Consider the following 12,066-nt stretch of genomic DNA (forward strand, 5'->3'; position numbering starts at 1 on the left):
TACAAAAGGAAAGTAGGAGAGGAAATTATGTTAGTATCTGGAAAAGAAATTATGGCGGTAGCAAAAGAAAGAAAATTCGCGGTTCCGGCGTTTAATGCGGGATCTGGTCAACTTTTAAATGCGGTGATGGAGGCATGTGAAGAAGCTAAGTCGCCAGTTATGATCGCGATTCACCCTGATGAATTAAGCTTTTTGACGGATAGCTTTGTAGATCAAGTGAAGTTCTTAGCGAATCATACTAAAATCCCGGTTTGTATCCATTTAGATCACGGGGCAAGCTATGAACAAGTGATTCATGCGATTCAACTTGGATTTACATCGGTTATGATCGACGCTTCCCACTTGCCTTATGAAGAAAATGTTGAGATTTCGAAAAAAGTAGTGGCTGCAGCGCATCCGGTGGGGGTTTCTGTTGAAGCAGAACTTGGAACGATTGGCGATACGGGGAATACGGTTGAAGGCGGCGTAAGTGAAGTCATTTATACCGATCCGAAAGTGGCTCAAGACTTTATTGATAAAACAGGCGTTGATAGTTTGGCGGTTGCGATTGGAACGGCGCATGGTATTTATCCAAAAGACGTTGATCCTAAACTACGTCTCGATATTTTGGAAGAAATTGAAAAAGCAACGGATATCCCGCTTGTTTTACACGGAGGTTCAAGCAACCCAGACGAAGAAATTGCCAAAGCTGTAACGATGGGGGTAAACAAAATTAATATTTCAAGTGACATCAAGATTGTTTTTGCGAATAAGCTGCGCGAAATTTTAAATGGGGGTAACTCAGAAATTCGCGAACCAAACGTTCTTTTCCCGAAATGTATGGAAGAAACGAAAAAAGTCGCACTTGAAAAGATTAAATTGTTTAATTCGATCGATCAAGCCAAACATTATTTTAACTAGAAGGGGAGGTAGGACTGATGAAAATTGTTGGTATTGCAGCCTGCACGGCAGGTATTGCGCATACTTATATTGCGAAGGAAAAACTTTCTAAAGCGGCGGAAGATAGAGGACACGAAATTCATATCGAAACGCAAGGGCTTGCCGGGACGCAAGATGCGCTCACACAGCAAGATATTGATGCCGCGGATATTGTGATCATCGCAGCGGACATCAAAGTGAACGGTCGTGAACGATTTAAGGACAAAAAAGTTGTAGAAGTGCCAACAAGTTTAGTGGTTAAATCGCCAACTAAATTGGTTGAAAAAGTAGAACAGGTTTAAAAACAAAAAAATAAGCAAGGTGCGTTACGGAAACCAATGTGCCTTGCTTTTAGGAGGTAAAACAATGAAAGCGCTTAAAAATATCGGTTTTAAAAAAGCATCTGATGACAGCCATTTCGTTCTTTCTGCCGATCATAGTGGCTTCTGGTTTCTTGCTTGCAATTGGGAACATGACAGGTGGAGCAAATATTGAAAGCTTCAAGGATGGCTTTTCCTTCTCTGATGCCTTAACAACGATGGGAGGATACGGGCTCGGCTTACTGCCAATGATCGTTTCGACGGCGATTGCGTATTCGATTGCGGATAAGCCAGGTATTGCGCCTGGACTAATCGTTGGGATGGTAGCAAATGGAATTGGTACAGGCTTCCTTGGTGGCTTAGTGGGCGGTTATATTTCAGGTGTTATTGTGGTTTTATTAGTCACTTATATTAAAGTTCCAAGCTGGATGGAAGGTTTGATGCCGACGCTTGTGATTCCATTTATCAGTACGCTTCTGGCTGGAATCGTGATGTATTATGTCGTCGGAACGCCAATTACTTGGTTTACCGAAATGCTGACTAATTACTTAGGCAACTTGAATACATCTTCACTCTTTGTATATGGAGCGATCATCGGTGTGCTCGCTTCGATTGACTACGGCGGGGCGATTAATAAAGTGGTGTTTGCCTTTGTTTTCGCGCTCTTTTCTGAAGGGATTTATGAACCGATAACGGTGTTGATCCTCGCTTCAATGGTAACGCCATTCGGACTTACGATTGCTTATTTCTTAGGTAAAGTGGTTCGTAAAAACATCTTCAACAAACAAGAAGTGGAAACTTTGAAAACGGCCTTTCCGATGGGGATCTGTCAAATTACAGAAGGGTGTTTCCCGATTGTTTTAAATGACTTGTTGCGTTGTGTGATAGCTACTGGGATCGGCGGAGCCGTTGGGGGAGGTTTAAGCATGCTTTGGGGAGCAGATAGCCACATTCCGGCATCTGGGATGTTCGCTGTTCCAACGATGACAAATCCATGGGCATTCCTTGCTGCACTCACGATTGGTTCGCTTGTAACAGCCGTTTCCATTCTGGTTCTTAAAAAGCGAGTCGATCCGAATGCAGAAATTATTGTTGAAGAAAAAGAGGAAGAAGAAATTTCTTGGGACGATCTTAAAATTAATTAATAGCTAGGAGTGGAAGTACATGGATTATCAAGCGCGAATAAAGCAAGCTTTTCTAGATTCTGGGATTGCGTTCACGGATGAAGAGCTAAAAAGCATTGACTACGCAGACTTTGGATTAAACCGGTTGGAAACAGAAGGATTGAATTTAATTGTTTATGTCAATAACGATACTTACTGTGCGAAGGAAATGGCGCTTTTACCGGGGCAGACTTGTCCAGAACATCGGCATCCAAGACGAGGTGTGAACCAGGAAATTGAAGGGAAACGTGAAACTTTCCGCTGCCGCAAAGGAAAAGTCTATCTGTATGTGGAAGGCGAGGAAAATACGAAAAGCATCAAAAGCCAAATTCCGGAAGGACAAGAAGCCTATTATACGGTTAGACACGAAATTGAGCTGAATCCGGGTGAGCAATTTACGATTGAGCCAAACACACTTCACTGGTTTCAAGCTGGCGAAGAAGGGGCGATCATTTCTGAATTTTCAACGCCAAGTGATGATCCAAGCGATATTTTTACCAATCCAAATGTAAAACGTGTGACGGAATAAAGAGTTGGCAGACTTGGACTTATCTCGAGTTCAAGTCTGTTTTTCTGGAGGGAAGCATGAAAACTTACCAAATTGAAAATGATGAAGTTCGGATAGAGTTTATAGCACGAGGCGGTTGTTTAACGAAAATGATCAATAAAAAAACGGATACCAATTATTTAATCCATTATGCAGATTTGGATGAATACCAAACGAATCCTTACTTTCTGGGAGCGACGATTGGTCGAAATGCCGGACGGACTTCTCCGCCTTTTTATACAAATGCGGCGGGAGAAAAAGTGGAGCTTGATTGTAATGAGGGGAAGCTCCATTTGCATGGCGGACAAAATGGCCTGCACTTTCAAGAATGGAAAGTAGAAAGGCTTCACGGTTCTGCCTATGAACTTAACTTTGTGGATACCGCATCACCGTATGAAAATATGCAATTTCGGCTCGTTTATAGGCTAGAGAAAAATCGGTTTCGTATCGAGATGTACGGCAAAGCGAATGTACCAACCATCTGCAATTTAACCAATCATGCTTTTTTTAATTTGAATACAGATAAAACAACTATTGAGACGCACCAACTGAAAACGGCAGAGGCGCGTTTGCAGCTTATTGATTCTGAGTTTGTTCCAACGAAAGGTTATGTCGATTTCGGGGATGGGGAGCCTAGCTATGCGCCGTTTAACTTTAATTCTCGTGCGGAAGTGGGGAAAGCCTTTCAACTTGGAACAGAGCTATCCGAGATTTGCGCAGGAGGAATCGATTTGGCGTATTGCTTTAAAGAGCCGGACGATATTGAAATGGCTAAAATTGAACTAACAGATGATACGGAAACGAATCAACTTGTAATTCGTTCGAACCAAGAAGCTTGTGTGATTTATACAGCCAATAAAATCACAGCACCGACTCCTATAAACAGCGGGCGTCACATGACCAAGTATCAAGGGATCACTTTTGAAATGCAGCGTAAACCCAATTATGTTCACGAAGCGATGGAGTATTTAACAGACGATTATTATACATTCACAGAGTATGAAATTCTTTAAAAAGGAGTGAGTGATTTGGCGTGTTATATCGGGGTAGATCTAGGAACTAGTTCAATCAAAATGATTGCAGCAAGAGGAGATGGGACAATTTTAGCTACGACAACGAGCCCATTTAGTATTCTTTCAGAAGAGCCTCTTTACAGCGAGGAAAACCCGCAGGACTGGCTACAAGCATTTGATGATGCTTTTAGTCAGTTGTTGCTTGAAGTGCCACAACTTGCGAGTGATCTAGAAGCCATTTCGTTTTCTGGTCAGATGCATAGTTTAGTGTTGCTAGATGATGAAGGGAAGCCACTTCGAAATGCGATTTTATGGAATGATACGCGAACGGTTGCGGAAGTGGGATTTTTAAATGAGACTTATTTGGAGCATTTGCTAGAAGTTGAAAAAAATAGAGCGCTAGAAGGCTTCACCTTGCCTAAACTATTATGGGTCAAGCGTAACGAGAGAGAATTGTTTGAGCGAACATGGAAATTCATGATGCCAAAGGATTATCTTGTTTATTATTTAACTGGGGAGGTTTTTACTGACCGTTCGGATGCCTCTGGAACCATTTTGTACGATGTGAAGCGGCATACTTGGGATCTTTCTTTACTTGAAGAGCTGGGAATTGATGCAAAGAAATGTCCGAGGATTGCTGAATCTCTGGATACGGTGGGGCAATTAAAGCCCGCACTTAAAAAAGAAATTTAATCTTGAAAGTGATGTTCGGATTATCATGGGTGGGGCAGACAATGCTTGCGGAGCGTTAGGCAATATTAGTCATCCAGAATCACAAGGATTGATTTCAGTTGGCACATCGGGCGTCGTGCTTGCCTATTCAAAGCGGGCAGAGAGAGTCACTGGAAAGTATCATTATTTTAATTCCGCTATTTCTGGATGGGACTACAAAATGGGTGTAACTTTATCTGCGGGTTATTCCCTTGAATGGTTTAGAAAGGTTTTTGCACCCGAGGAAGACTTTGAAGAATTAACAAGCGAGCTTGCGCAAGTTCCGATTGGGGCAAATGGTGTTGTGTTCAATCCGTATTTATTCGGTGAACGCAGCCCGTATTTCAATCCCTATTTGAGTGCTTCAATAACGGGCGTGAGAGCGAATCATACGCGTCAGGATATTGTTCGGGCGATTCTTGAGGGGGTGGCATTTTCACTTAAAAATGTCTATCAAGAGATGGAACTTAGCGAGTCGATCCAGACGTTTCGGATTACGGGTGGTGTTGTTAAAAATCCGTTGTGGCTTCAAATGTTTGCGGATATTTTTGAAACGAAAATGGAGGTGCTCACGCTTGATGAAGGGCCAGCGTTTGGAGCTCTGATGTGCGCAATTCAAGGTGCAGAGGGCAGGGACGCGTCAGAGATCTTGGCGAAATTTAATCCTCTAAGAAAGGTCCTTATGCCGGTTGAAGAAAACATTGTGTGCTACAGGGAAGCTTATCAACGTTTTTTAGAACAAAGTGAGCTGCAAAATCAATGGAGTAAGAAAAGGAAATGAAAAGTCAGTTGGGTGCGCATGTGAGTATGAATGCACTCAACTGTTTTTTTTGCACACTTTTTTTATTTTTTTGTATAAAAAAGTATAGAATAGTAAATAAAAATGTCGAAAAATTGTCACATTAAATCGTCAATAGATGTGGTAAACTAATGACGTAAATAATTAACAAAAAAGGAGAAAACAGATGAAAAGAAAAGCTTATCGAAATTCACCAGCATTCGTATTGTTGGCGTGGGGAGCCTTTTTTGGCGTTTCTAGCATTGATGATTATTGGGCTTATTACGTTAAAAGAACCACTAATGGTTAAAGGATATTATTTTATGGCATCCATTGGCCTAGTTTCTTCAGCGTTCACAGTAGCCAAAGTGGTACGTGATAATCAAGAAGATGAAGAACGATACAACCAGATGTTTCGCGCTGTTGATATGGAACGCGATCAAACTAGCCAAGAATAGTCGAGTTTATTTAAAAGAAAGAGCATTACTGCATGTTGATACTACTATTTGTTTTAGCAATTCTTTATACGATTTGCACGGCTATCCTACATACACTTATTAAGAAAAAGAATTTTGGAATGAGTCATAGTGCTTTTTCCGCTATTCAAGGAATTTGTATGGGTGCAAGTGTAGTTATTCTACTAAAAAGGAAGAACGCTTGTCTAATTGAATTAAATGAAAAGCAATCTGTGAGTTTGGATGACTTGCAGATTGTTTTTATTTTGAGCAAAGTAAGTTTTTTTATAAATAAAAAGTGAATAAAAGGGTATAAGTTGAAAATAAAGTGAAATTTTTTTATTATAATGAAAAAGGAGACAACCAATGTTTGGACAAAGTGAAAACTTAACGAGGTTTCTTTTGCCGGTAATAGAGTGGCTTGTTTTAATTCTCAACTTGATCTCGATTCTTATTTTAGTGATTGGGGTCGCGCATGTTGTCTGGTTTTTGCTAAGTAAACTTGTTCAACCAGGGAAAAAACAAGATATTGTAAGGACGAATAATTCAGTTAAGAACAAATTGGGAAGTTATGTGCTACTCAGTTTGGAAGTGCTTATTGCTGCTGATATTATTGAAACCATTGTTAAGCCAACGTTTAAGGATATTATGATGCTTGGTCTGATCGTTGTTATTCGAACGGTTATTTCCTATTTTTTGACAAAAGAAATTAAAGAATCTGAGGACAACTAAGGAGAGAATTGTATGACAGAAAAACGCAAAATTTTAGTAGCAGTAGATGGTTCTGAGAAATCCTATCATGCTTTTTCGGAGGCGCTCGAATACGGGGAGAAAGCAGAAATCACTCTGCTTGCTGTGGTAGATCAATCATTACCGAATGATCAAGAATTTTATTTATCACCAGAATACCAAATTTTACCAGAAACGGATGAATTTGAAACGATAGCTGAAACCTACTTGAACCAGCTTGTGGCAAGTACAGATGTGAAAAGACCTGTTAAAAAAGTAACCGCAGAAGGCGACGCAAGTAAACAAATTGTCGAGTATGCAGAGAAGCATGCGATCGACTTGATTATTTTAGGTAGAACAGGTAAAAATGCTGTAGAGCGAATGTTGCTTGGATCGACATCAGCTTACGTTACGAAACATGCTCCTTGTAGCGTGTTGATTGTAAATTAAATAATTGCTTTTGTAGCGATATGCCGAGGGAAATACTGTCCAAAGAGGTGAGATACAAAAATTTTATGGTGCATTAGCTGCTGTCAAAGCAGATAGAGGTGTTTTCATTACAACGTCTAGATTTTCTAAAGGTGCTATAGAATTTTCGAAGTCACAAGGAATTGTTTTGATTGATGGAATTGAACTTACAGATTTTATGCTAAAGTATAATGTTGGCGTTGAGGTCGCAAAAAAGTATACCGTTTACCGGATAGATAATGATTATTTTGAATTTGAAGAGTAGAAAAGAGATAGAAACAAAATAAAAAATGAAGATAACCATTTAAAAGTAAAAGAACAGAAATCGTTTAATGGCGTCATTTGAAAAAATGATATGCTTGACGATTCTGTTCTTTTTATTTTATAGTTAGCCTCTTTTTAAATACATTCGCGGATAAAATATTCCAAAAGGCGCAAGTCGTCCGTTAATTCTGGATGGAAAGCAGCCACAAGAACATTTTCTTGTCGCGCCGCAACGATTTTTTCATCGATTCTTGCAAGAACCTCAGGCTTTTTTCCAAGCTGTTCGAGATATGGTGCGCGGATAAAAACTGCTTGGAAGGGTCCACCTGAAATGCCTTCAATCGCAAGCGGTGCTTCGAAACTTTCTTTCTGTCGCCCGAAGCCATTCCGAATCACCTTGGCGTCGATCAAACTGAGGCTTTCTTCCCCGCTATCTGTTTCTCGCGCTGCAAGCACCATCCCGGCACAAGTTCCGAGAATCCCTTTTCCTGCTTGATGGAAAGTGCGAAGTGGTTCAAATAGTCCGAAACGCTTCATGAGCCGCCGCATCGTTGTGCTCTCACCGCCAGGCAAGATCAAGCCATCAAGTGCTTCAAGTTGTTCGGGACGCTTCACGGAGACGGGTGTAGCACCTAACTTTTGGATGGCTACTAGGTGTTCGCTTACAGCACCTTGTAAGGCTAATACGCCGATTTTTTTCGCATTCAATGTTAGATCCCCCGATCTTGCATGCGCTCTTCCGGCGGTAAGTGGGTGATTTCGATGCCTTTCATGGCAGTTCCAAGTTCTTTTGATAGTTCGCCGATCAATTTGTAGTCTTCATAATACGTGGTTGCTTGCACGATTGCGTTTGCAAATTTGGCCGGGTTGTCAGATTTGAAAATTCCGGAACCGACAAAGACGCCATCTGCGCCAAGTTCCATCATTAAAGCGGCATCGGCTGGAGTCGCTACACCGCCTGCTGCAAAATTGACAACGGGTAACTTGCCGCGCGTTTTCACTTCTTTGATTAGTTCGTAGGGAGCCCCTAAGTTTCTTGCCGCAACCATCAGTTCATCATCACTCATGCCTGAAATTTGGCTGATTTGACTTTTTACTTTCCGCATGTGGCGCACGGCTTCAACGATATTTCCGGTTCCTGGCTCGCCTTTTGTCCGGAGCATCGCCGCACCTTCTCCAATTCGGCGCAAGGCTTCGCCAAGATCACGGCAGCCGCAAACAAAGGGAACGGTGAAATCGCTTTTCAGCAAATGATATTCGTCATCGGCAGGGGTTAAGACTTCGCTTTCGTCGATATAATCTACGCCCATTGCTTCAAGCACGCGCGCTTCTGTGATGTGCCCAATCCGTGCTTTGGCCATGACGGGAATGGAAACGGCGTTCATGACTTCTTCAACGATTCTTGGATCGGCCATTCGAGCCACACCGCCAGCTGCACGAATGTCAGATGGCACACGTTCTAGCGCCATCACGGCTACAGCTCCAGCTTCTTCCGCGATTTTGGCTTGCTCGGCATTTATGACGTCCATGATGACGCCGCCTTTTTGCATTTGCGCCATGCCGCGTTTTACTTTTTCAGTTCCTGTTGCTTTTTCCATTTAGATACCCTCCATTTCAAAATTGCGCTCTTACCTTTCCTATGATAAGCTAAGGGCAATTAAGCGCAAACGGCCAATTGGATGTGAATTGACCCATCCAATTTTGAGTGGGAGGGAAGCTGTATGATTTGGCGACTTGAGAAGCAAATGGATTTACCTCTTTATCAGCAGATTATCCGCTTGGTTGAGAAGCATATTGAAAAAGGGGAGCTTCTCCCGGGTGAGAAGCTTCCGCCTGAGCGGAAGCTTGCGGAGTATTTGGATGTGAATCGTTCGACTGTTGTGCGGGCGCTAGATGAGCTTGCGGCAAGTGGGAAAGTGATTCGGACGCAAGGAAGCGGGACACGGATTAATGAAGCAAAATGGGGGCTGTTTGATTCAGCCAAAACGAACTGGCGCCATTATGTGGACAGCGGGGCATTTAATACGGCAAATCCTTATTTGGATGCGATTCAGGCGCTGAAAATGGCGCACCCGGAGAAGGTGATCGATCTTGCGACAGGGGAGCTTCCAATCGAGTTGACACCGCAGATCGAGACCCCAAGTCTTTCATGGCAGTCTTTTCTTGCGGAAGAATTAAATAATCAAAGTCTGGGCTACTTGCCGCTTCGTGAGGCGATTGGGCAGCGAATGTTTCGTACGACTGGTTTGAGGCGGGAAACAAACCAACTCCTTGTCACTTCTGGCGCTCAACAGGCGATTTTTCTGATCACGCAATGCTTACTTAGGCCAGGGGATGCGGTCGCAATTGAAGCGCCTTCTTACTTTTATTCGCTGCCTTTGTTTCAGTCTGCAGGGCTTCGGATTTTTGCCTTGCCAATGGATGAGGCGGGGGCAAAGCCCGATGAACTCGAACAGCTTTACCGCAAGCACCGGATTAAGATGGTCTTCACGAACCCGACTTTCCAAAATCCGACGGGGAATTTGATGACGGAATCAAGGCGGCGAGCGCTCGTTTCGCTTTGCGCGAAACTCCAAATCCCCATCGTTGAAGATGATCCATTTGGTGAACTTCACTTCGAAACCAATCAAAGCATTACGCCACTGAAAAAATTGGATGAAGAAAATGTGCTTTACATTGGTTCATTTTCTAAGATTCTCGGCTCAACGACGCGAATTGGTTGGCTGGATGGACCAGCGGCTGTTGTAAACCGGCTGGCGGAAGCACGGCAGGAGATGGACTTCGGTTTGAGTATCTTTCCTCAAGTTCTTGCGCGTTTTGTACTCGAATCGAGTTCTTTTGAACGACACTTGGCTTTTTTACGCGCGGAACTGAAAAAGCGACGTGATTTGCTAGTCGAGGCGCTTGAAGCCTATCTTCCTGACGAATTGCAGTATAAGCTTCCGCTCGGTGGCTTTCATTTGTGGATAGAGCTTCCTCGGCTTAATCAAACAACCGCTCGCGATTTCAATCGTTTTCTAGATCAAAAATTGCTCGTGATGCCAGGTTTTGTATTCGGACAAAAAGGAAGCGTCATGCGGCTTACCTTTGCGCGTGTGACGGAAACAAGTGCAAAAGAAGCAGCGAAGCGGTTTGCAGAGATTCTTGAAGCGAAAAGCTAGAAACGGCGAGTGGGTATTATTCGATTTGTGTCCCGAAAACGCTTGTCGAGTGAGCACTTTTCAATGTAATTTACCCTTTTTGTGTTATTATAAATAAGTAGCTAACTTTTTAAAAGTGAATAAAACAAGAGAAGAAGGGACGACAAGATGGCGAACAAAGTCGTAAAAAAGCAAATCCATACTATTCCAGTGTTAGAGGTTGTACGTGACGAACTGGCGGGGGAAAGGCTACCGCTTGTTATTTTCTATCACGGCTGGCAAATTAATAAAGAGCTTGTCTTAACGCAGGGAAGAAAGCTTGCAGCAAAAGGATTTCGGGTTTGCCTGCCAGATGCGCCGAATCACGGCGAACGCAAGCAAACGCTATCGCCGATCCCATCCGTTACCTTTTGGAATAGTATCCAAGGAAATCTATTTGAATTTGAAACGCTTTGTGAGCATTACGAAAAAGAAGGTCTTACAAACGGCCGGGTCTATGTTGGCGGGCTTTCGATGGGTGGCATCACGACGTGCGCTTTGCTGACACATTATCCTGAAATCAAGGCCGCAGTTTGCTTAATGGGCGAACCGGCAATCGTTGACTACTGCAATCGCGGCATTGAACGCGCACGCGCTTTTAACGTTGATTTCCCACAAAGCTACGTTGATTTAATGAGTTGGCAAGAAAAATTTGATTTAAGCTTGCGTCCAGAACTTTTAGCGGGGCGCCCGATTTATTTCTGGCACGGGACGGAGGATCCTAAAATCCCGATTGACTCAGTGAAGCGTTTCGTTGCAGTGAATCAGGGTAAAGAATACGGCAAGAATATCGTGTTTGAAATCGGGGAAGGTAAAAAACATCTTGTGCATACTGATACAATGGATGCGGCAGCAAACTTTTTGGCGGCACAAAAGTAAGGCAAGAACCCGCAGGTCAGGCTTCGAACCATTTTTGCGGCATGGAAAAAGGTATAAAACAACAGGAGGCTAGAATAAAATGAAGAAAATTGGATTTTTTGTAGGAAGTTTAAGAAAAGATTCGTATAGTAAAAAAGTAGCGGAGTCCTTTGCGAGATTGCTCCCAGATGGCTATCAAGCTGTCTTTATAGAATTAGGCGAGCTTCCGCTTTATAATCAAGATTATGATGATTTTGGACCGGTTCCAGAAAGTTATGAAAAGTTTCGCGGGGAAGTGAAGCAGCTAGATGGAGTAGTTTTTGTAACGCCAGAATATAATCGTTCAGTTCCAGCAGTCTTGAAAAATGCGCTAGATGTTGGTTCAAGACCATTTGGTAAGAGCGTTTGGGATAAGTTACCGGGGCTTGTCGTAACCGTTTCTCCGGGAGCTATTGGCGGATTTGGAGCCAACCATCATCTGCGTCAATCGCTTGTGTTTTTAAACGTCCCTACTTTACAACAACCAGAAGCTTATGTGGGTCACATTGCGGATTCCATTGCTGAAGATGGCACGATTGTTCCGGGAACAGAACAATTTTTCCAAACGATCTTGGATAGCTACCTCGCATTCCTTGAGAAATTAACTAAATAATGAATGTGTAC

The 12,066-nt window shown here is 42.8% G+C and carries 16 protein-coding genes and 1 pseudogene; 15 read left to right on the plus strand and 2 right to left on the minus strand.

What is annotated here, in order from left to right; translation table 11 throughout:
* Positions 1-27: 27 nt before the first annotated feature.
* The 12 genes and pseudogenes from MAQA_RS00415 to MAQA_RS15950 form a co-directional block, all read left to right on the plus strand.
* Positions 28-900 (plus strand): ketose-bisphosphate aldolase, encoded by an 873-nt coding sequence (locus tag MAQA_RS00415; RefSeq protein ID WP_036070245.1) that lies wholly within the window; start codon positions 28-30, stop codon positions 898-900.
* Positions 901-917: 17 nt separating this feature from the next.
* On the plus strand, positions 918-1,220 hold the full coding sequence (locus MAQA_RS00420) for a PTS fructose transporter subunit IIB (protein ID WP_036070246.1): 303 nt from the start codon (positions 918-920) through the stop codon (positions 1,218-1,220).
* A gap of 104 nt (positions 1,221-1,324) precedes the next feature.
* Positions 1,325-2,383 carry a PTS fructose transporter subunit IIC gene (locus MAQA_RS00425; protein ID WP_052008374.1) on the plus strand — a complete coding sequence of 353 codons (1,059 nt, stop codon included), beginning with the start codon at positions 1,325-1,327 and terminating at the stop codon, positions 2,381-2,383.
* A 19-nt stretch (positions 2,384-2,402) separates the two neighbouring features.
* Positions 2,403-2,930: a D-lyxose/D-mannose family sugar isomerase gene (locus MAQA_RS00430; protein ID WP_036070250.1), complete on the plus strand. Its 528-nt coding sequence runs from the start codon at positions 2,403-2,405 to the stop codon at positions 2,928-2,930.
* Between the two features lie 56 nt (positions 2,931-2,986).
* Complete coding sequence (locus MAQA_RS00435; protein ID WP_036070258.1) at positions 2,987-3,961, plus strand: aldose epimerase family protein; 975 nt, start codon at positions 2,987-2,989, stop codon at positions 3,959-3,961.
* Positions 3,962-3,976: 15 nt separating this feature from the next.
* Entirely contained in the window at positions 3,977-4,654 is a 678-nt protein-coding gene (locus MAQA_RS14760) for an FGGY family carbohydrate kinase (protein ID WP_206537493.1), read from the plus strand.
* A 25-nt stretch (positions 4,655-4,679) separates the two neighbouring features.
* Entirely contained in the window at positions 4,680-5,453 is a 774-nt protein-coding gene (locus MAQA_RS14765) for an FGGY-family carbohydrate kinase (protein ID WP_206537494.1), read from the plus strand.
* Positions 5,454-5,698: 245 nt separating this feature from the next.
* Positions 5,699-5,908 (plus strand): YiaA/YiaB family inner membrane protein, encoded by a 210-nt coding sequence (locus MAQA_RS00445; protein ID WP_241462993.1) that lies wholly within the window; start codon positions 5,699-5,701, stop codon positions 5,906-5,908.
* Between the two features lie 32 nt (positions 5,909-5,940).
* Positions 5,941-6,207: a hypothetical protein gene (locus MAQA_RS00450; protein ID WP_036070260.1), complete on the plus strand. Its 267-nt coding sequence runs from the start codon at positions 5,941-5,943 to the stop codon at positions 6,205-6,207.
* 64 nt (positions 6,208-6,271) lie between these two features.
* Positions 6,272-6,637 carry a DUF1622 domain-containing protein gene (locus MAQA_RS00455; protein ID WP_052008375.1) on the plus strand — a complete coding sequence of 122 codons (366 nt, stop codon included), beginning with the start codon at positions 6,272-6,274 and terminating at the stop codon, positions 6,635-6,637.
* A 12-nt stretch (positions 6,638-6,649) separates the two neighbouring features.
* A complete protein-coding gene (locus tag MAQA_RS00460) occupies positions 6,650-7,084 on the plus strand; it encodes a universal stress protein (protein ID WP_036070265.1) in 435 nt (144 codons plus the stop codon).
* A gap of 40 nt (positions 7,085-7,124) precedes the next feature.
* Positions 7,125-7,367, plus strand: a pseudogene (locus MAQA_RS15950) (restriction endonuclease); the annotation flags it as partial.
* Between the two features lie 134 nt (positions 7,368-7,501).
* On the opposite strand, the gene pdxT reads toward MAQA_RS15950, so the two are convergent.
* Both pdxT and pdxS read right to left on the minus strand, forming a co-directional pair.
* Positions 7,502-8,074 carry a pyridoxal 5'-phosphate synthase glutaminase subunit PdxT gene (pdxT, locus tag MAQA_RS00470; protein WP_036070267.1) on the minus strand — a complete coding sequence of 191 codons (573 nt, stop codon included), beginning with the start codon at positions 8,072-8,074 and terminating at the stop codon, positions 7,502-7,504.
* Between the two features lie 2 nt (positions 8,075-8,076).
* Entirely contained in the window at positions 8,077-8,964 is an 888-nt protein-coding gene (gene pdxS / locus MAQA_RS00475; protein WP_036070270.1) for a pyridoxal 5'-phosphate synthase lyase subunit PdxS, read from the minus strand.
* Positions 8,965-9,090: 126 nt separating this feature from the next.
* Here pdxS and MAQA_RS00480 point away from each other — a divergent pair, with 126 nt between their 5' ends.
* The 3 genes from MAQA_RS00480 (at position 9,091) to MAQA_RS00490 (ending at position 12,055) form a co-directional block, all read left to right on the plus strand.
* Positions 9,091-10,527, plus strand: coding sequence for an aminotransferase-like domain-containing protein (locus MAQA_RS00480; RefSeq protein WP_036070385.1), 1,437 nt, complete (start codon positions 9,091-9,093; stop codon positions 10,525-10,527).
* 147 nt (positions 10,528-10,674) lie between these two features.
* On the plus strand, positions 10,675-11,424 hold the full coding sequence (locus tag MAQA_RS00485) for an alpha/beta fold hydrolase (RefSeq protein WP_036070272.1): 750 nt from the start codon (positions 10,675-10,677) through the stop codon (positions 11,422-11,424).
* A gap of 79 nt (positions 11,425-11,503) precedes the next feature.
* A complete protein-coding gene (locus MAQA_RS00490; RefSeq protein ID WP_036070274.1) occupies positions 11,504-12,055 on the plus strand; it encodes an NADPH-dependent FMN reductase in 552 nt (183 codons plus the stop codon).
* Positions 12,056-12,066: the final 11 nt, after the last annotated feature.

This window comes from Listeria aquatica FSL S10-1188, assembly GCF_000525795.1.
GTDB classification, from domain to species: Bacteria; Bacillota; Bacilli; order Lactobacillales; family Listeriaceae; genus Listeria; species Listeria aquatica.